Source organism: Marinobacter adhaerens HP15 (assembly GCF_000166295.1).
Taxonomy (GTDB): Bacteria; Pseudomonadota; Gammaproteobacteria; order Pseudomonadales; family Oleiphilaceae; genus Marinobacter; species Marinobacter adhaerens.
The window spans coordinates 674,848-692,684 of the sequence record NC_017506.1; the positions used below are offsets into that span (position 1 = coordinate 674,848).

The 17,837-nt window shown below is 60.8% G+C and carries 20 protein-coding genes; all 20 read right to left on the minus strand.

Annotated elements, in window-relative coordinates; all coding sequences use genetic code 11:
• Positions 1-37: 37 nt before the first annotated feature.
• The 20 genes from HP15_RS03255 to HP15_RS03350 all read right to left on the minus strand — a co-directional run bounded on the left by HP15_RS03255 (position 38) and on the right by HP15_RS03350 (position 17,834).
• Positions 38-544 carry a phage major tail tube protein gene (locus tag HP15_RS03255; RefSeq protein WP_014576170.1) on the minus strand — a complete coding sequence of 169 codons (507 nt, stop codon included), beginning with the start codon at positions 542-544 and terminating at the stop codon, positions 38-40.
• Entirely contained in the window at positions 544-2,061 is a 1,518-nt protein-coding gene (locus HP15_RS03260) for a phage tail sheath subtilisin-like domain-containing protein (protein WP_014576171.1), read from the minus strand. The genes HP15_RS03255 and HP15_RS03260 overlap by 1 nt, the downstream gene beginning before the upstream one ends.
• A gap of 90 nt (positions 2,062-2,151) precedes the next feature.
• A complete protein-coding gene (locus HP15_RS03265) occupies positions 2,152-2,634 on the minus strand; it encodes a phage tail protein (RefSeq protein ID WP_041644982.1) in 483 nt (160 codons plus the stop codon).
• Positions 2,635-2,644: 10 nt separating this feature from the next.
• Complete coding sequence (locus HP15_RS03270) at positions 2,645-2,926, minus strand: hypothetical protein (protein WP_014576173.1); 282 nt, start codon at positions 2,924-2,926, stop codon at positions 2,645-2,647.
• A gap of 9 nt (positions 2,927-2,935) precedes the next feature.
• Positions 2,936-4,372, minus strand: a complete 1,437-nt coding sequence (locus tag HP15_RS03275) for a phage tail-collar fiber domain-containing protein (protein WP_014576174.1) — start codon at positions 4,370-4,372, stop codon at positions 2,936-2,938.
• Entirely contained in the window at positions 4,369-6,942 is a 2,574-nt protein-coding gene (locus HP15_RS03280; RefSeq protein ID WP_014576175.1) for an FAD-dependent oxidoreductase, read from the minus strand. Before HP15_RS03280 ends, HP15_RS03275 begins: the two co-directional genes overlap by 4 nt.
• A complete protein-coding gene (locus HP15_RS03285; protein WP_014576176.1) occupies positions 6,939-7,721 on the minus strand; it encodes a hypothetical protein in 783 nt (260 codons plus the stop codon). Before HP15_RS03285 ends, HP15_RS03280 begins: the two co-directional genes overlap by 4 nt.
• A gap of 1 nt (position 7,722) precedes the next feature.
• The gene (locus HP15_RS03290) at positions 7,723-8,421 is read right to left on the minus strand and encodes a hypothetical protein (RefSeq protein WP_041644985.1); all 699 of its coding nucleotides are present in this window, start codon (positions 8,419-8,421) and stop codon (positions 7,723-7,725) included.
• Between the two features lie 10 nt (positions 8,422-8,431).
• A complete protein-coding gene (locus tag HP15_RS03295) occupies positions 8,432-9,211 on the minus strand; it encodes a hypothetical protein (protein ID WP_014576178.1) in 780 nt (259 codons plus the stop codon).
• 2 nt (positions 9,212-9,213) lie between these two features.
• On the minus strand, positions 9,214-9,789 hold the full coding sequence (locus HP15_RS03300; protein WP_014576179.1) for a phage tail protein I: 576 nt from the start codon (positions 9,787-9,789) through the stop codon (positions 9,214-9,216).
• Positions 9,782-10,702, minus strand: coding sequence for a baseplate assembly protein (locus HP15_RS03305; protein ID WP_014576180.1), 921 nt, complete (start codon positions 10,700-10,702; stop codon positions 9,782-9,784). The genes HP15_RS03300 and HP15_RS03305 overlap by 8 nt, the downstream gene beginning before the upstream one ends.
• On the minus strand, positions 10,702-11,040 hold the full coding sequence (locus tag HP15_RS03310; protein ID WP_014576181.1) for a GPW/gp25 family protein: 339 nt from the start codon (positions 11,038-11,040) through the stop codon (positions 10,702-10,704). Before HP15_RS03310 ends, HP15_RS03305 begins: the two co-directional genes overlap by 1 nt.
• Positions 11,041-11,091: 51 nt before the next feature.
• Complete coding sequence (locus HP15_RS03315) at positions 11,092-11,877, minus strand: phage baseplate assembly protein V (protein WP_014576182.1); 786 nt, start codon at positions 11,875-11,877, stop codon at positions 11,092-11,094.
• On the minus strand, positions 11,877-12,437 hold the full coding sequence (locus HP15_RS03320) for a hypothetical protein (protein ID WP_014576183.1): 561 nt from the start codon (positions 12,435-12,437) through the stop codon (positions 11,877-11,879). The genes HP15_RS03315 and HP15_RS03320 overlap by 1 nt, the downstream gene beginning before the upstream one ends.
• Positions 12,413-12,955: a prophage LambdaW5, minor tail protein Z-like protein gene (locus HP15_RS03325; RefSeq protein ID WP_014576184.1), complete on the minus strand. Its 543-nt coding sequence runs from the start codon at positions 12,953-12,955 to the stop codon at positions 12,413-12,415. Before HP15_RS03325 ends, HP15_RS03320 begins: the two co-directional genes overlap by 25 nt.
• A 1-nt stretch (position 12,956) precedes the next feature.
• The gene (locus HP15_RS03330; protein ID WP_014576185.1) at positions 12,957-13,268 is read right to left on the minus strand and encodes a head-tail joining protein; all 312 of its coding nucleotides are present in this window, start codon (positions 13,266-13,268) and stop codon (positions 12,957-12,959) included.
• Positions 13,268-13,567 carry a Rho termination factor N-terminal domain-containing protein gene (locus HP15_RS03335; protein WP_014576186.1) on the minus strand — a complete coding sequence of 100 codons (300 nt, stop codon included), beginning with the start codon at positions 13,565-13,567 and terminating at the stop codon, positions 13,268-13,270. The genes HP15_RS03330 and HP15_RS03335 overlap by 1 nt, the downstream gene beginning before the upstream one ends.
• Positions 13,568-13,641: 74 nt before the next feature.
• Positions 13,642-15,744 (minus strand): phage major capsid protein, encoded by a 2,103-nt coding sequence (locus HP15_RS03340; protein WP_014576187.1) that lies wholly within the window; start codon positions 15,742-15,744, stop codon positions 13,642-13,644.
• Positions 15,722-17,299 carry a phage portal protein gene (locus HP15_RS03345; protein WP_014576188.1) on the minus strand — a complete coding sequence of 526 codons (1,578 nt, stop codon included), beginning with the start codon at positions 17,297-17,299 and terminating at the stop codon, positions 15,722-15,724. The genes HP15_RS03340 and HP15_RS03345 overlap by 23 nt, the downstream gene beginning before the upstream one ends.
• Positions 17,292-17,834, minus strand: coding sequence for a hypothetical protein (locus HP15_RS03350; RefSeq protein WP_014576189.1), 543 nt, complete (start codon positions 17,832-17,834; stop codon positions 17,292-17,294). The genes HP15_RS03345 and HP15_RS03350 overlap by 8 nt, the downstream gene beginning before the upstream one ends.
• Between the last annotated feature and the right edge of the window lie 3 nt (positions 17,835-17,837).

The following is a 17,837-nucleotide window of genomic DNA, read 5'->3' on the forward strand; positions in this document are numbered from 1 at the left end:
TTGAAAAGGGAAAAAAGGCGGGCCTGGCCCGCCGAGGTTATACGCCCAACGCTTCCCGAATTTCCGCCAGCCGGTCGGTTCCGTTGATGATCCGGATCATCCGGCGAGTGTCGATTTCGTGCACGGTCTGGCCATCATGCTCGAGGCTGTAGAAGTTGAGCCGCATGGTGACCTGCATCGGGGACATCTGGCCGGGTTGCCAGGTGCCGGAGTCGATGCTGGTGATCTTGCCGCGCATCTTGTGGATGACTTGCTTTACAGTGCCGTCCACGGATTCCAGAGCGCCTCGGGCAGTAAGAGGGATCTCGTTACCCTCGGCCATGCCAAACTGGTTCAGGATGTCCCGGTCGTAGGAGATCAGGTTGAAGCTGGCTTCCAGTGGTTCCATCCCCATATCCAGCGCCTCGGGGGTGTCCATGCCACCACCGCGCCAGTCTTCGGTCTGGACGGTCAGGACCGGAGGTGTGTAATCCTGGATCTGACCGGCATAGCCCCGGCCATCCACGAACAGGTTAAGGTTCTTCAGTACGTCGCGAGCGGCCATTATTCAAACACCTCTGTTACGTAGTCGTTGACCAGCATGGAGCGGAAGGTGATGTGCTCTGCCGGGTAGGGCGGAGTGAATTCGAAGTTGAAGTAAACCTTGCCCAGCTGGATATTCTCCGGGGTGTTCAGATCCGGATCTGGCCAGCAACGGCCACCGAGCAGGGCACCCTGCGCAACCAGGCTGGCTATGTAGGCGTTCACGCCATCGGTCACATCCTCGACATAGGTCTTGGTGATGTTCCGATCGACCGCCCACAGGTGCGCCCGCTGAATGCTGTCGTTGATCATGTCCGCGGTGCGGCGGACGGACAGAAAGATCCACTTGGTGTCATCGGTCAGGCTGCGGTTACCCCATAGGCGATAGCCGTCCTGCCGGATGATGGTGGCAATGCCGCCCTCGTTCAGCAGATTGGCCCGGGAGTTGGCATCCCCAAGCTTGAAGTCCACAGGGCGGGCAGTGCCGACAATGCCGTTGATGGGCTTGTTGGAGGGAGACCACCAGAAGCCCTGGTCGTTATCGATCTTGGCGATCACGCCGGCGACTCGGCCGGAACCGGGCTCAGCGGCATAGCTGCCGTCTGACTGCAGCACGGTGGGCCAGGGATCAACCAGGTAAACCCGGGAGCTCCCGAAGTCGTTGGCGTATTGCTGCGCGGCATCGTCCGTGGTGTTCGGACCATCGGCTACGATCACGGCCCGCAAACGTTCGGCAATACCCAGAAGCTCGGCCACTACCGCATTACGCTGACCGGACTCACGTTGGTGGGTGTAGCCCGGCGCACACAGAATCCGGGGAGAGAACCCGACGACCGATTCAGCGCCGAGCAGGGCATGGACGCCTTCAAGATTTCCGGTAGTTGCGTTGACGCCGCCCACCACATTGGCAGTGGTTTCGGGATCATCCTGCCCTTCCTCTACGCGGATGACGATGACCACGGCGCCCACCTGGTCAAAGATGCCATCCATCGCATCCGGCAGGGTGCCGGTGGTACCGAGTCGGGCCGCTTCTCCACGGGAGCCAGCCACCAGAACCGGGGTGTTCAGCGGGAAGGGTTCGGCTGCACCACCAGAGAGCGATTCATAAGCGCGGGCCTGCAGAACACCGGTGCCGTCACTACCATCCACAGCGGCCGCAGTGACCAGGGCTGAAGCGTTGGCATCTCCATTGATGCCAGTGATCAGGTCGGCGGCGGTGGTGGTGATGTTGCTGTCGACATCGGTTGCCAGACTGGCCGTAATGTCGTTGCCGTCGACGGTAAAGGTCAGGGAAGCGGAAGCGGTGCCGGGGTCAACCAGCCGGATTCGAGTGTTGTTGCCGTCAGTGCCGCCAGCCACCGCAGTGAATAAAATGCCGGTGTTGGCTGGGGCGTTACCAATTGTGAGAGTGGCTGCAGTGGCGCCTTCGGCCTCCGGCGCGGTGCCGACAATGCCGATCACGCCGGAGCGCACGGTCTGGATGGGACGCGGGCCGGTATCGATCTCGAGAACCTCGACCCCGTGCAGGAATTTCGCCATTGCTTGTGCCTCTTAGCTGATCAGTGGTATTCCAAGCTGTAGGCACAGAATGGCCCGCCAGCGGTAGACCCTCCGCTGGCAGTGGTTCCCCTATGTCTTGATAATCGCGTTCAACGCCAGGAAAGGCGGCATGTTGTTATGCGCCTGCCCGCTGCCTGCGGTACCACTCTGCACGGTGCCGGTACCGGTGCCGGTGTCGGCCAGCACATTGCCATCACTGCCGGCGGTGCCGATGGTTTCGGTGTCCAGGGCGTGGCCGTGTTCGGGCATTTCGGCTTCGGTCAGCGTGTGCTCTTCCTCGCCACCGGTATCACCCAGGGTGCGGGCGGTCAGGCTTGGCCCGGCTCCGGCGCCAATGAACGATCGGCCACGGGCATCGGGGAGCAGAGGGTTTCCGATGCCGTCGTCGCCGTAGGGGTTGCCATCGGCGATGAGCTTGTCACGCAGCACGTCGGCGGTACCGGCCAGCAGGGCGCTGCCATCGCACAGCAACCAGCCGGCCGGGGCGGTGCTCAGGGCGTGGGGCAGGACGGTTCCGGTCATGCCCTCCCACATCTGCAATACTCGGCTCATGGGGTTCTCCTCAGTTGTTCAGCAGGGCGGCGACGTCCGGATTGTCATCCAGGAAGGCTTTCAGTTTCTCGACCGGGTCATCCACTTCGCCAGGGTTGGGGCGGTTGACCATTTCCCACTCGGTGCCGTTCCAGCGTGGCCACTTGTCGTCCGGGATGTCTTCCGGGGGCGGTGTTTCGGTGCAGCGGGCCGGGATGTGGTAGACGCCGGGCTCCAGGGGGGATTCGTCCGCCTGGGTTGGGTTCTGGTAGAGCCCGGCTAGGTCGTATTGGTAGACGGTTTTGGTGTTCACGTTTGTCTCCTAGTACGCGATGCAGGCCAGCAGGGCGACGTTCTTCATGCGGGTTTCAGATCCGCCGGTGTTGTTGGTGTCAAGGCCGTGGCGGTGAATGCCGGCGGTGGACGTGTTTGGAGATTGGGCGTTGTCGGTGAAGTTACCGAACTGAAAGCCCAAACGGGTTGGTCCGCCGAGCCCGTAGGGGAAACGGCTGCCGTCATAAAAGCGGTAAATCGGAGCCCCCGAAAGGTGGCTGTGGTCACCGGCGTAATCCGTCTGGCCTGAGTGTTTGTGCGACTTGATGTCATCGGCCTGATAGCTGCCAAAGGCTCGGCCCGAATCAAGTCCGCGACCGTCATCCCAGCCCCGAACAGCCACACCCCGTAGATCAGGCAGGTTGAATGTGTTGAAGCCGTCACCCTCACCGAATGTCGTTCCGATCGCCGCGAACAGGGCAGCGTATGCCGTCCGGCTCACTGCCGCGCCATTGGCCTTCATCCCTCTTGGGCCAGGGGTTTGTGCTGCGGTGAAATAAATGTCGCCTGGCTGGCGAGTCCGGGCATTCACCTCCGACTTGCTGTAAACGTCCATATTGGTACGGGCAGTCGGCTTGCTCTGCAGATCTTCCAGGTTCTTACTGCGCTCCAGCGGTGCCGGGGCACTGCCTGAAGGCTCGTTCTGCACCAAGTAAATCTCGGTACCGGCCGGGTAGGCCTTGCCCAGGGTGAGGCGGGTTTCGATGGTCGGGTCCGGATCCCACTGATCGGTACCGGCGCCCCGGTTGATGCGCACGCCCTCGATGTAAACGGCCAGGCCATAGGTGGTGGTGCTCACCAGATCCACCTGGGTCTGGCCATCGGCCAGGGTCTGGATCTCATCGACGATGTCCACGGTGACGTTCTGGACATCCGGATCCTGCCACACCACGTCGCCATCCGCGTTGGAAGCCTTGACCAGCTGCTGGCCGGTGGTGCCGCCCGGAATCAGGGTGCCTGCGGTGACGTTATTGGAAATCCACGACTGCGTGGCTACCGCCACGTTCGGATCCACCTGCAGGCTCACGATGTCCGCATTGCTGACCAGGAACTCCACCCGGACCACGGTATCCGCAAACGACCCCTCAGCCGCCGCCGGCTTGTAGGTGTCCGGCAGGTTGCCCACCACAAACAGCCCGCCCTGGTCATCGAACACGCCCACTTCGCGCAGCGTGAAGCCACCCTCGGAGGCAGGGATTACCAGTTCAGCAGTGAAGCGGGTGTTGTCCGCCGGGTCCTGGTAAACGCGGTTGACCTCCGCCCGGAAAATCTCCCGGACCAGCTCGGTCTGGTTCTCCGCCGGCTCCACCGGGTTGCCGTTGCCATCGCCCACGGCCATGTGGGTGAGGTTGATGGGCGTGCCGGTGGATTCGGCTTCGGAGAGGCGGGTTAGGCCGTAGTTGGTGTGGATGGTTTTGAAGGTCATTGGCTAATCTCCTGCGTTAGGACGAGCATGGCCTCGTCATACCACCGGCGGGATTCATAAATTCTTGGCCTTAAAATGGACTCATAATCAATATCCTGTATGGCACCGCCAATTTCTTTTCGGGTTGATGCGATAACGCCAGCGGCCTGGGCAAGCTGCATCGAAGATACCTCCATCCGGATCTGCCCGTTTGCGGCATGGGTCGCACTTATGACAAAGCTGGACGTAAGATTTTCACACTCGGATTTCTTTGGAACCATGATCTCAACCGGCATCGGCGTTCCACCATCAGCACCGCCATAGGTCTGATCAAAGAAGCCACCGTCCAACGCCACGCGATCACCATTTCCAAAATCACGAACTGTGGCTCTAACCACATGGCTATCTAGCGGATAAGAAGACATGCCTACTGTCTTGGTGGACAGAATAGGCACCAGCTCCTTCAGGTGGTCCGCCGTCATGATCAACTCGCCGACGAGTCGCCGACCCGCCCGTACATAGAGCTGCTTGGGGAAGAATAACGGGTCACTGCCATAGGGCCCCTCGTAGGGATCAAGGTTCTCGGACCCGGCCCAGGACCAAAGTTGCGCATCAGCGCGTAGACTGGCTGGAACTCGGGGCGAAGGGTCGTGGCGAGAAAGATAGATCAATCCCAGCGTGAAGTTTTTGTGGTCGTTCCACAGCGTTGCTCGGGCGGAATAATCGGCTTCGGGGTAAGCGAAGTTCTGCCCCATCCAGTCCGACGATGGGCGCGACGTCGAGTTAATGTCTCGAATCATGCCGTAGGCAGCCACGCCGGGCGAAGATGTGCGGCTGAGAATGCCCTGGTCGGCAACCACGGTATTTGTCGAGTCGCCGATAAAATCCATACCCCCCGGGTTGTCCGCCTCACGAGCTTCCCAGTAGCGCAGATACAGTTCGTAGTCCGCGATGTCGTAGCCCGGGGGAGGATTAGTGTCGAAGTCAACCGCGCGGCGCGGATCTGTGGTCATCGACATTCGAAAGTTGTATGGCTGAGTGGTTACCGGGGTCCCGGAGTTGTACACCTCAACGCCGTCGATGTACTCGGCATAGTCGGCATCGCCGATGGCCAGCGCAGGGGCCGGCGAAACCCAAGGAATCAGCCCTGAGCCTGAATCGCCTGGCGTGTTGTAGGGATCAACCTTGGTATCATAGTAGGGGTTGTAGCCGTTCAAGGCCTCGCCCGCCAATTCTCCGGCTGCCTCACGCCCGATGCGATAGCGCACGCCCGCGCGGGCGATCAGGTCGCCCTCGTAGCTGCCGTCATGGAAAGTCGCCGCGCGAAATGTGCGGCCGTCCACGGTGGTGATGCTGACGATCTCGGCGCCGTCCTTCTGCACCGTATCCACGCCATCCGACCAGTAGACGGTGATGGCCTGCCCATGCTTGCGCTTGGGGTCGAGCATCGAGCGGAAGGCGCCCTCGGCCACATGTGGCTCACAATTACGCTGGACAACGTTGGAAGCGCTGCGCACCTCACCATTGAGCCGGGTCTGAGTGTCCACTACCCAGTCCGAAAGACCGCCGACGAGCGCATCCAGGCCGATGTCCAGGTGGTTGAGGCCCGCCGCCATCATGCCGCCCAGGTGGCGATCACGCCAGCCGCCGACGAGCGCCACCCGCAGGCCCTGCCGAGCCGCCTCGTAGGCGGCGACGATACCGCCCGGCGTGGCGCCATAGCTGACAACGTCCGCCTCGACTTCATGGGGCGCGGTGCCGGCGTCACGAATATCGGGGCAGCCGTAGCGGATTGCCAGCCACAGGGTACGCGTGATGGCGTAATACTGCTGCGCCTCGGCCGCCGTCATAGAGCTACCCACTGAAGCAAAGGTCAGCAGCTGATCGGTGGCGCCGCTGGCCGCCCCCTCGAAATTGGCGCAGCCGATGTAGAGCGGGCGCGACACTACGGTGCCGGTGGGGCTGTAAACACTGTCGAGCGTCTTGCCATTTCGATCCAGGCGCACGTTGGACGCGCTATCCCGAACAGCGATTAAGAAGCCACGGCCGTCCGCCACGTCTTGCGCAGAGTCCGTGGTTTTTAAGCTGGCCGCCATGCGCACCCGGCCTTGGGCCGGTGCCAGCGTATAGCCCTCGCTCGCGTCGTAAGCGCCAATAGCTGTGGCGGTGTTGCTGGACACATCCTCGCACATCAGCGCCAAGTGGCTGTCCTCGGCCGTGAGGTCACCCGAGAGAAGCCCCGTGTCGAAATAGTTGTCATCGGTGAATCGGCAACCTTCGTGGCGGATGATCTTCGGACTGCCTGCTGCAGTCAGGTCATAGGTGCCTGGGGCCACCAGATTGATTGGCACTAGCGCCGGATCAACGCTGGCCAGCATCCAGGCTCCCTGCACTTTGCCAAGCAGCCCCTGTGCCTTCATGCGCTTGTACCAGCGGTTATAGGCGTACTTCTCACCCACTGCCAGATCATAGCCTCGACCCTTGGCGGCCGCGAAGAACGCCAATGCTTCGGGCTCGTAGGCCAGGCCCGGCAGGGGGCCCATCACTTTGCCCCGCTGCATGGCGGGTAGGTGTGCGCGATTGATGCTCATAGGCCGAGTCGCTCCCTGTAATATTGGTGGATTTCGTCCCGCTCTCTTGGTGTCGGCTTGGCATAGAAAACAGCGCCGCCATAGAAGCGCATGACCTGGGCGGCTCCGCTTGTCAGGCTGTTGGCATTGAGCCCAATGCCGGCGCCGGTCGCCTCAACGCCACCGGTGAAGGGACTTAGTCCGCTCAGCTCCAGGTCGCCGATACGCACATCCATGGCGCCGTCGATCAGCTGTGCGCTTATGACTTCGATTTCATCGAGTGGCCACGGATCTATGTTTGGTAGTACGCTGGCAACGGCACCGGAGGCGTAGCGTGCAACATTTGCCGCCCGCTGGCCGCTGGATACGTTGTTAATCCCGGCATAGTTGCCGCTATCCTTGATCAGCCGGAACAGAGGCAAGCCCGCCGCCGCTGATCGGGAAACAGCAGCGACGATGAACATCGGGCCCTTAATCACAAGCGTGGCATCGCTGACCATCAGATCACCAGAGGCCGTGACGAGATGAGGCCGCCCGGAAGCGTCAAGGTCATAGGTCGGTCTTTTGGTGTCCTGCGGGGCGGCCAGGTGGTGTTGCCCTCTCGCACCCACGATGCGCCCAGCAGGCTCGCCGGCATTGGCGGGGACGGTGCCCGCCAGGTCGGAAAACACGCTGCCTCCATCGCCCGGGTTAAAGACATCGCCATCAGAGCCGGCGGCATACCATCGGAGTAGGTCATCGGGCGCATCAAGTGGGCGTCTGCCCCCATGGAAACGCCTTGCAGCAGTCGGAGCAGTCATATCAGTCCTGATCTACGTCGAGAGTGAAGTCGAAGGTGATGCCAACGTTGGGCGCCGCCCAGGCGGCCGTGGTCTGGACCAGGCCTCGCAGATGCGTAACGCCCAGGGGGTCAAGATCAAACGGCGCGAACTGCCGCGGACTAATCGGAGCTGTTTGATAAAGCAGCGGGCCTGAACCCGTGTTGCCACCTTGCCGGTTGCGCCAGCCGAGATCGGAGAAGCGGATGACAGCGACCAACTGGGCCATTTGAGGGGCGGTTAAGTACAATGCAGCGTTGTCAGCAGGGTAAAGACCATCCCCATAAGGGATATCGCCTTGCGGCCTGAACAAAAGCAGATCGAACTGAGGCAACGGGTTCAACGATCCTGATGCGGCTTCAAGCACGCATGTCGCGCCGCTTATCCGTCCAGATCCAGAAGGTTGCCTTGCAACTTCAAAAACCAGCGGTGTCACTTCCGTGGCGGTCTGGCTATTAGCGATAAGGTCGCCCGCCGAATACGCGGTTAGGTCTCCGGGGCGAACGAACCCGGCCATTGGTCGCCGTGTAGTCCCACCAACACGACCCATGTGAGATGATCCACCTTGCACCGAAACCGGAAGCGGGTTTCCCTCGCTCACTGATCCGGCATCTTTAAGTAAATCGTCGATAGTTTTGACAGTTACGGGGGCGCCAGTGGCGTCCTTCACGATAATTGACATGGTGGTCTCCTTATATCAACGGGGTGTACTGACCGTTATCGGCAGTGATGAAGGACAGGGTATCGGCGTTATCACTGTGGTGGTGGATTAGAGCATCGACTAGTGCTTGGTTATGCTCCATCAAGGTATTGAGCAACGACATGGCCGCATCCAAGCTGTTTTGCATTGACGCTAGCCCTGATTCCAACTCCGCATTGGTCACGCCCAATCCGATAATAGAGCTCAGCCGATCAACGCCATCTGATTTATTTTTCAATGACCTAACTTCGTTGGATGATGCTCGATTAGCAATTTCATCAGCCCAGGACGAAGTGGTGTATCGGGCCACTTCTACCTCAGACCCTCCGACTCCGCCTCCATCATTTCGGTAGCGGATCGCTTCTAATCCGTTGGGTGATATCACTGTGAACTGTTCGCCATCCTGCGTGTTTAACAATCCGTCAGAGACAGTTTCGTATACTTCAGCATTAATAAATGCTGCATCCCTGGCCGCTTCGGCCCTGTCCGCATTTTCGTTGATCGCTTCGAGCGCTTCGGACGCATCCAGGAACTGAATCTGAATAGTGCTATCTCGTCCGGCGCTAGAAACACGGAGATCATAGACGCCATCAGGCGCGGAAACCTGGAAAAGCCCGTTCTGATCCGCCTGAAATGGATTCGGCACAGCACTACCAGAGGCGTCTTTGAGCCCGGTTACCAAAGTTGTTGTTCCGGTCTCGTAGAGATAAATGTGGGCCCCGGGTATAACCTCCCCACTATTGTCCTGCGCGTAATAACTCTTCAGTTCCATGATTACCCCACAACAAAGGCCAGCTCGTTGGTCACGATCGGTCTGGCGTCGAATTGGTTAACGGTGATCTGTTCGCCCAGGTTGGCAGCGGTAGCCACCCGCGCCCTGGATCGGGTCGTGGTCCGGACCAGCACTCTATCCAGGTGCGAGCGCAAACTTTTCAGTCGCTCGACGATCGTCAGCACCTGGTCAATGCCCACGTTGGTGACCGGGGTCTGTTCGGACTCCAGCCAGATCCGGAAGGTGTAGGGCTCGCCGGCGGGTACCTGGTTGAACCACTCCTGGATGCGGAGGTCGATGCCGAGGCTGGCGAGGGCTTCGCGGACGGCGCCGATGGTGCCTTTGTGCTGCTGGACGGCGATGGCGGTGCGGATGGTTTCGCGCTTTTGCAGCTCGCTCCAGTCTTCGTTCCAGTCTTCCACGCTGAAGGCCCAGGCCAGCCAGGGCAGGACGTTGGTCGGGCAGGTGGCCGGGTCCCAGATCTCGCGAATGGTGATGGGCACGTTCTGGATGTCGCCGGCGGCCTCGGCGATGGCGCGTTCCAGTTCAGTGGCGTTGGGTGGCAGCAGGTCAGACATCGGTGCCTCCCACGGTGACGGTGACGCCGGTGCAGTACGCGGCCTCGCCGTCGCCGATCACGATGGTGGCGGCCGGGCTGGTGAGGGTTACGTTTTGCACGCCGGCCTGGTGCAGGGCGGCGTAGAGTCCGGAGAGGGTGATGTCGTAGCCGATGCGGTGCTGGTTGGCCACGTAGTCGGTGATCGCATCCTCGGCGGACTGGCGCACCACTTCGGCATCCGGGCCGGAGAAGACGGTGAGTTCGGCGACCACGCTGTATTCGGTCACGGCCACGGATTGTACGTTGACCTGGTCGGTCATCGGGCGGATGTCGTCGGCATTCACGGCGCTGTCCACTGCCGTCTGCAGCTCGGATGAGGCGGTTCCGTTGCCCTCGCGGGAGAGCACGTAGACGGTGACCTGACCCGGCGAGGGGCTGACGGCCTGGGCGTCTTTAACGTTGGCATCGGCGCTGAGGGCATGGAAGACGTAGCTACCGCGGCTGCCAGCTGTGGTATAGCCCTCCGGAGAGAGCTGGATCCGGCGGCGGAAATCAGTATCGCTTTCATAGGTCGGCGGTACCGGAGGCACGGCTTCGGGGTCGCCCTGGTCGATCACTTGGCGGAACACGTTGTAGTTCGCGCCGATCTGGTCCAGGTCGTCGTCTTTGGCGTAGGCGAGCATCACGCCCCGGGCGGCCTCGTTCACCCGCTGGCGCCAGACGAGCTCCTGATAGGCGTTTTCCTGGAGGAGCTTGGTCATGGGCTCGGACTCCAGTTCCAGGGTGGCTTCGATCTCGGCTTGTTCTTCGCCATCGAACAGGGCGAGCAGGGCGGACTTGCGCTGTTCGAAGATGGTTTCGAAGTCCAGGGGTTCGACGACGTTGGGCGCAGGGAGCTGGGAAAGATCGACTGCGGAAAATTCGCCCGCCATTAAGTCACCTCAATGCCGTCAAGGTTGATGGTTTCACCGCTCGGGATGTAATCGCCGGTGAGGCTGAGCAAGATCTGACCCGGCTTGGCTTCAGCGGCTTTGACGCTGGTGAGCCTGAAACGAGGCTCCCACTGGGCAAGGGCCTCAGCAGTCGCAGCGTAGAGTTCCAGGAGCGTTGCTCGGTTCATCGGAGAATCCACCAGCTCATAAATTCGGGACCCGTAATCCCGGCGCATGACTCGGCTGCCGATCGGAGTCGTCAGAATGTCTCTGATCGATTGGCGCAGGTGATTGATGCCCTGCAGGGTTTTTCCGGTCGCGGAGTCGGTGCCTTTCATGCCAATGATGTTCGGCCAATCAGGTAGGCCGCTCCGCTGGCAGTGGTTCTTTTAGTTTGGCGGTCCAGTCGTGCCGCCACTGTCACCCGGATGGGTGTGGCTCTTGAGGCTGGTGCCATCAGCGGTGACATCCCCACCGGTCACATCGAGGGTGCCCTGAATATCGAAGTCACCCTGTAGTGACGCGCCCGATCCGGCACCGCCAGCGCCTGGGGCTGCTACCAATGCGCCGGCCAGATTGAGGGTTCCGTTGATATTTACCGTGCCGTTGATCGTCACGGTTGGGCTGGTGATTTCGGCGCTGGCCGCTACGTCAGCGGTCATGCTTCCTGCAACCGTCGCCTCTACGTTGCCGGTGATATCCGCCAGCACGTTCCCACTCGCAGCTTCAACTTCAATCGAGGTGCCGCCGGAGAACTGCAGGCTGTACTTCCCGGCGCTGGCGTCGTACTCGATCACCGTTCCGTCTGGATAGGTGGTGCGGTCGATGCTGGCTGACCGGTCGTAGTCCTTGGTGGTGCCGTCCTGGTACTTCACTCGGTGCAGGGCTTTCCTGTTTCCCGGTGCGGGGTAGGCCAGCTGGTTAATACTGCCAATCACAACGGCCTGGTTCAGCTCGCCATTCGGAGCCAGTAGTATCACCTGCTCCCCGGGCTCAAGTGCCCACCAGTCGGAATCCGGGCCGGCCCGGTTGGTCCGCCAGCGAAGCCAGTCGGTCAGAATTCCCCCGGATCTAACACGAACGAGAGCGCCAGTTTCGTCCAGCTGATCGACCACGCCGAAGCGGATCACATTGGCCAGCCGGCGCTCGATGTCGGAAAGGGCCCAGTTATCCATCAGGAGCCTCCCGGCACAATCTGCACGTAGTCATCCACATGGTCCGGACCCACTTCCGGGGAGTAACCGACATAGACCTCAGAGATCAACGTGTCATCGCCCTTCCAGATGGAGGTACCCAGGTGCACTTCCTGTTCCCACTCCACGGTCCAGACCTCGTATTCATCGAGGTGTTCGGCGTTCCGGCCCATGCCTGCAATCTCATCCGGTGAGGCAGCAATGAACTGAGCGGGCCCGACTGGCAAGCCCCAGCGCTGATTATGCAGAAACGCAGAGAACGAACCGGCCAGCTTGCGGATCTCACGCTTTGCCTGTGCAGTCCGAAATCCAATAATCAGGTGGGCCTCGAAACGGGCCGTGATCGCCAGCTGCTCCGTGCCGGGGTCCATTCCGCCACGATCCCAGCTGGTCAGCTCAATAAAGCAGGCCGGGGCCGGAAACCGGGAGCGCTCCTGCTCATAGTCATCGACGGTTTGCAGCGAAGGGAACTGTGCGGCGATGGAATCGATGATCGCCTGGTGCAGGTTACTGAGGTCTATTTCCGTTTCTGCGTTCGCCATTCCAGCTCTCTCTCGAATACGGTCAGGAAACGTTTATCGAAGGCTGCCGTGCCCAGCAGTTCGTCCTCGATCCAGACGTTTGCCTTATCCTGAATCGGCACGGTCTGCTTCTCGATCGGGAGCCGTTCCTTGCCTACGCGCTTGAACACCTTGCGGTTGGCCCCGCGGGCCTGGGCAATGAATGCCCCGGGCACACGTCGACGGCCGGCGCTGACACCGGTGTTGGTTTGCCTTGGGGAGAGGTCCATGTAATCGATCGGATCGAGGCCATACCAGACAGTGATTTCTGTCTTGTTGCCTTTGGTCTTCACGCGAAAGGATTTCAGGCGACGGCGGAGAGCCTTCTGTTTGATGTCGAGCTCCCGGGACAATCCCCGGGCGGATTGGGTGCGGAGCCAGCGGCCCATCTTTCCGAGCGTGCTCCGGAGTGCCTGACGAACTTCCGTGTCGGTCGCCTGCAGATCCAGCTGAAGCTGGTTCATGCGGTCGGCGTGAATCTCCAGATCGATGAAACTCATACTATCGCTCGGCCAAATCCAGTGTGGCCATGCCGGTTCCGTCTGGTTGGGGGCCAGTCAGAATGTCGTAGCCCTTGCCGTCGATCGTGATGATGTCGCCCCGGGTAACACCGGCGAAGTCCGCCAGCTTGCCTAATCCTCGAGGACGACTGACGTCCATTTCGTACTCGCCGATCTGGGCATTCAGATACGGATCATCGAAGATCAGAGACACCGTTCGGGTGCCACCGGCCTGGAACTCGATAACCCCGGACACGGCAAATTCCTCCGTGTCCAGGAAATCATCGAGGTCTTCCCAACCGAGAGCCGGCATCAGTCTTCTTCAGACTCCAATTTCTCGATGGCCGCGACCAGATCCGCCTTCTTCATGTCGGCCGCGCCTTCGATATCGTACTCCTTGGCCACGTCGCGCAGCTCGGCAACGGTGAGGTCCTTCAGGGCCGGGGCTTCTGCGCCGTCTTCTTCAGCCTCAACCTTCTTGGCCTTTCCTCGACGAATCAGGTTCAGAGCGTCAGCCTCGGGAACACCGTGGACGATCTTGTCCTTAGTAATCATTTCCCCCTTCACGAAGAACGCGCTGGTGCACTGGAGGCTGATGGTTTTCTTACTCATGGGACTGTCCTCATGTTTTGAGAAGTCTGAGAAAGAAGCCCGCACAACGCGGGCCTCTATTCACTTACTGCCAATTAGGTGGAGTCGCGGCCCAGGCAGAAGGACTCAACCCGGCGAACGGCCATGTCGACATCCTGGAACACCACCAGTCGGGTGCCGCCAGACTTGGACAGGCTGTAGGGGTCAACGGTCAGATCCAGACCGCCCCACATGCCGATGATCAGGTCGGCGAAGTTCCCGAAGAACAGGTCGCCTGCCTGGATCTGGTTGGTTACCTCAGACCGGTAGCCGTTCACCGTGTTGCCCGGCTCCCAGATCGGGCTGCCGTTGGTGCTGCTGAACTTCTCGGTGGTCTTGAAGTGGCCACGCATACCGCTGTTCATGACGTAGGCCATGCTGTTCACATCGGCGTTGTCGGCAGCGATCTCACTTTCCATCTGCACCACTTCGGAATAGGTGGGGAGAACGCCGGTTCCGCCAGAGGTGGCGCCCGCAAAGTCCACGGCGTTGATGCCGGAGACGTTGGCGATACCAGTGGGCTCGTCACCGCCAGCACCGTAGAAACCGGCCAGATCAATCGCCAGAGCGATGGCAGCGGCCAGGTCACGTCGGACGATGGCTTCAGCGTCCGGGGTGGACTGCAGCATCAGCCGGCGAGTGATGTCGGTGAATGCCGCCACACTCTTCGGAGTGAGCCCGATCTGACCGATGGTCGGGGTGCCCTCGGTGGCATCGACACCTTCACCAACCCAGTACGCGGTTGCACCGCCGGTCTGTTTCGGGATGTCGACGTTACCCACCAGGCCAGTCATCTGCGTTGCCAGGCGCATCAGGGTGGTGCGGTTGCGCAGCATGTCGATGAAGCTGCCGGCCATGTACTGGGTGTCAACGATGTTGGAGCCGGACTGTGCACCGGTCGGGGTATCAGCCGCACCGCCAGCGTTGAACGCACGAGACAGCACGTCATCCGGAACCAGAATGCCACGGGCTTCTTTGCCATACTGGCGCTGGGCTTCCTGAGAAAGCTCAATCTCGAACGCCGCTTCTTCCTGGGCCCGCTTGTCGGTCGGATTGGTCAGGGCGCGTACCACCTTCATCATGGAGTAGCGCTGCAGCTCCTTGTCGGTCAGACCGATCTGGGCTGAGCGGGATTCCTGCTGGTCGCCCTGATCGTTCAGGCTCTTGGAGCGGTGCTGGGACATCTCATCCAGCAGGGCCCGCTGAAACTCTTCCGGAGACTTGCCCTCGGAGACGAACTTGCCGGCCAGGTCCATGTTTTCGTACTGGCGGCCCATGTCCATGATGGCTTTCACGCGGGTCTGCTCTTGCTGCTTGCCCGCATCGCGTGCTTCAGCGTGAGCCTTGCCGGCCCGCTCGATGACTTCCAGGACTTCCAGAATCTTGCCCTGGTCGTCTACCTTGGCGCGTACAAGGTTGCCCTTGTCGTCGCGGAGAATCTTTTCCATATCGCTGCCTCGTTCATTTGGCTTTGCAGAAGATTTACTGGGAGTATCTGAGTCAGCCTCTTTTCCCTCCGCTGGCAGTGGTTCCTTTGAGCGGCCAACGCCCACAGAAACATCCGCCGGAACGGAAACAATGCTGATTTCATGGGGCTCCCAATCAATGACGCGCACCATGTCCGCCAGCCCAGAACGCTCTTCGACCTCAACCTTATTGATCGAATAGCCCACGGATACGTGGCGACGGATGCCGTCAACAATGTCCTGCCACACCTCAGAAGCACGCGCTCCACGCCCGAAGCGCACCACAGCCCGGCCTTTCCGGTCTGCTCCCAACGTGACGGACTCAACAACGCCCACCTGGTCATTCCAGTCATGGTTCACCAGTACAGCGGCGCCGTCTTCAAGGCGCTCGGTTCGCATTGCGCCTTCCGAATGATCCAGCACCTCGATGCCAAACCACCGTTCCACTTCGGCTTCACTGGAGAACGCCAGCTCCACCGTTCGTTTTTGCTCATCCAACGCCCGGACTTCGGAGACAACCAGGTCCCGGCGCAGGCTTTCAGATTTCAGTTTCCGCAGCTGCTCCTCGGTAACGCTTCGAGTCTGCAGGCTGCCGATCAGTGCTTTTCGCTTGTCGACAGGTGCAGCGGCTACAGGCTCGGGAGCCTGATTGGTCGGCTGCAGCTGCCGGTTACGATTGCTCTGCTTCTCCATTGGTAGGCTCCTGTTCGGATGTGTTGCCAGCGGTTGGCGTCTGAACCGGCCCGCCCAGGGTCGCGTCCACTATCTCTTCCGGAATGCCGGCCTCGATCATGGCCTGACGATCGGCGGCCCACTGGCGCCATACGGTTCGGGGATCTCCGCCGCGCTCACGGATCACCTGGCTTGGGGATTTGATCTTGTTGGCGATATCCCGGGCGGCGGTCTTGCTGTCCTTGTCGGGGTCGACCCAGTCCCAGCGGCGGGCCTGCCAGTCGTGCTCCCGGTACTTCTCGATCCGGTCAGCCCTTAGAACGGCGCCATTGGTTCCGGGAACGGTGATGCCTTTGAGCAGGGCCCGGGGCAGCCATGCACGGATCAATGGTTCCAGCAGCTGCTCGATCAGCCACTCTTGATCTTCCATCCAATGATCGCGGGTGCTCAGGACACCATGGCGGAGGCTGGAGAAATTCACGCCCTCGAGGTCGTTGGCCAGGGTGGGGTAATCCAGACCGAAGCCAGTGGCAACACCACGCAACGATTGCTTTGAGAAGGCCGCTAGTTCTCCATTTGGAAACTGTGGAGCCCAGCCATTGAACTTGAGGCCAGGCGGCAACTCCTGATAGCTGCCCGGTTCGGCATCCATATACAGCGGCTCGTCATCGTCCTCCTCATCGGAGGGGCCCATGCCTTCTTCCCACTCGAAGAAGCCGCCCTTCGCAGCAGATACCCGGGCATTCACCAGGGCTGCCTTCTCGAATCCGTCCAGGTGATGCAGGCGGAGCAGGGCAGTGAGCATCCACGGCAGCCCGCGGCGCTGGCCCACCAGATCTTCCTTGAAACCGTGCAGCACTTCCTCGGCAGGGATCTCGACAAAGGCCCGGCCGCCGTACTGGTAATCGCTTTCTGCAGGGTCAACGGTGCCGAACAAATAGGCGACGGCCCGGCCCCACTGGTTGTACTTGATGCCCTGCCGGATGAAATACCCTCCGGGTAGGCGATCCTCGTTCACTTCCACCGGGCACCGCTGAGGGTCCAGCACCTGCAGGGCCAGCCCCCACGGGTTGAGGTTTCGCCCGAACACCATCCGGAACATGAATTCGCCGTTGCTGGCAGCATCCTCAACAGCACGGCTGCACAGCTGGCGAAAGGAGCGGCGGCCGGCCACATCACAGATAAGGCGATCACACCAGGCGTGGAAGTCGGCCTCGATGGCGTCATTGGCCCGCTCGTCAAGAGAGCCGTCCGGATCTTTGGACAGCGCCTGCAGTTGGATACCCTTCCGGCCTACGATGTTCTGGCGACACTCCCGCACAAACCCGCGAGCGTAATCGTTGGTCAGGATCAGGTGCCGGGAACGGGCAACCAGGGCCCGCTGATTCTTGTCGATGAACTGGTCAGCAGGTACCGGCGTGGTCGGGAGGTCGGCAGACAGGCGATCGGCCCGGGCCTGACCCAGCAAGGAGCGGGCCAACGCTCGGCGAATGGTGCGCATCTTGCCCGATGGCGCGGTCTGCTCTGTGGTTGCAGGCTGTGCCTGATCTTTATTTCGCTTCCACTTTTCAAACACCGTGGCCGAACCTCGCTAATATCTGGCGTCCAAGTACGTTTTTGCCGCGCCGGGCATCGTTCAGCCGCTTCACTTCACGGCGGTACTGGTCGCGCAACTTGAGGAGCTGGCTGATCGGGGTTCTTCGGAGCTCCCGGTTATTGATGCGGTAGCTGTCCTGGTCTTTGGATGCACGGCCTTCAATCACTGCCTCGATCGCGGCCAGGACCTTTTCAGGATGGGTGCTTCCGTCGTATCCGCTGGCCTGGGCTTCCAGATCCGGGGTGATGGTGATCCGGCCGGATTCCACCTCGTGGATATCGGTGCCATCGGTAACGCGCAAGCTGTACCAGTAATCGCCGGCCACCCACTGCGCTGTGGTGGTCGGTGTCTTTGTGAAGCGGTGGCTTGAGTCCTCGGCAACAGAATCAAGATCGATGCTGGCCTGGCCACGCAGGATCAGCTTGGCCTGCCACTCAGGCGCCGAGTAATCCGCCAGCGAGACCAGGAAGGAAACGGACAGGCCCGCTGCAAGCTGTTCAGGAATCAATGACATGCA

Bases quoted from the DNA above. Each gene is read 5' to 3' on its own strand.
- HP15_RS03330 (WP_014576185.1), bottom strand. From the start codon at position 13,268: ATGCCGGCTCTCGGTTGGGAAGACCTCGATGATTTCCTGGACACGGAG.
- HP15_RS03295 (WP_014576178.1), bottom strand. From the start codon at position 9,211: ATGGAACTGAAGAGTTATTACGCGCAGGACAATAGTGGGGAGGTTATA.
- HP15_RS03335 (WP_014576186.1), bottom strand. From the start codon at position 13,567: ATGAGTAAGAAAACCATCAGCCTCCAGTGCACCAGCGCGTTCTTCGTG.
- HP15_RS03290 (WP_041644985.1), bottom strand. From the start codon at position 8,421: ATGTCAATTATCGTGAAGGACGCCACTGGCGCCCCCGTAACTGTCAAA.
- HP15_RS03285 (WP_014576176.1), bottom strand. From the start codon at position 7,721: ATGACTGCTCCGACTGCTGCAAGGCGTTTCCATGGGGGCAGACGCCCA.
- HP15_RS03310 (WP_014576181.1), bottom strand. From the start codon at position 11,040: ATGAAAGGCACCGACTCCGCGACCGGAAAAACCCTGCAGGGCATCAAT.
- HP15_RS03280 (WP_014576175.1), bottom strand. From the start codon at position 6,942: ATGAGCATCAATCGCGCACACCTACCCGCCATGCAGCGGGGCAAAGTG.
- HP15_RS03315 (WP_014576182.1), bottom strand. From the start codon at position 11,877: ATGGATAACTGGGCCCTTTCCGACATCGAGCGCCGGCTGGCCAATGTG.
- HP15_RS03320 (WP_014576183.1), bottom strand. From the start codon at position 12,437: ATGGCGAACGCAGAAACGGAAATAGACCTCAGTAACCTGCACCAGGCG.
- HP15_RS03300 (WP_014576179.1), bottom strand. From the start codon at position 9,789: ATGTCTGACCTGCTGCCACCCAACGCCACTGAACTGGAACGCGCCATC.
- HP15_RS03265 (WP_041644982.1), bottom strand. From the start codon at position 2,634: ATGAGCCGAGTATTGCAGATGTGGGAGGGCATGACCGGAACCGTCCTG.
- HP15_RS03325 (WP_014576184.1), bottom strand. From the start codon at position 12,955: ATGAGTTTCATCGATCTGGAGATTCACGCCGACCGCATGAACCAGCTT.
- HP15_RS03305 (WP_014576180.1), bottom strand. From the start codon at position 10,702: ATGGCGGGCGAATTTTCCGCAGTCGATCTTTCCCAGCTCCCTGCGCCC.
- HP15_RS03255 (WP_014576170.1), bottom strand. From the start codon at position 544: ATGGCCGCTCGCGACGTACTGAAGAACCTTAACCTGTTCGTGGATGGC.
- HP15_RS03340 (WP_014576187.1), bottom strand. From the start codon at position 15,744: ATGGAGAAGCAGAGCAATCGTAACCGGCAGCTGCAGCCGACCAATCAG.
- HP15_RS03350 (WP_014576189.1), bottom strand. From the start codon at position 17,834: ATGTCATTGATTCCTGAACAGCTTGCAGCGGGCCTGTCCGTTTCCTTC.
- HP15_RS03260 (WP_014576171.1), bottom strand. From the start codon at position 2,061: ATGGCGAAATTCCTGCACGGGGTCGAGGTTCTCGAGATCGATACCGGC.
- HP15_RS03275 (WP_014576174.1), bottom strand. From the start codon at position 4,372: ATGACCTTCAAAACCATCCACACCAACTACGGCCTAACCCGCCTCTCC.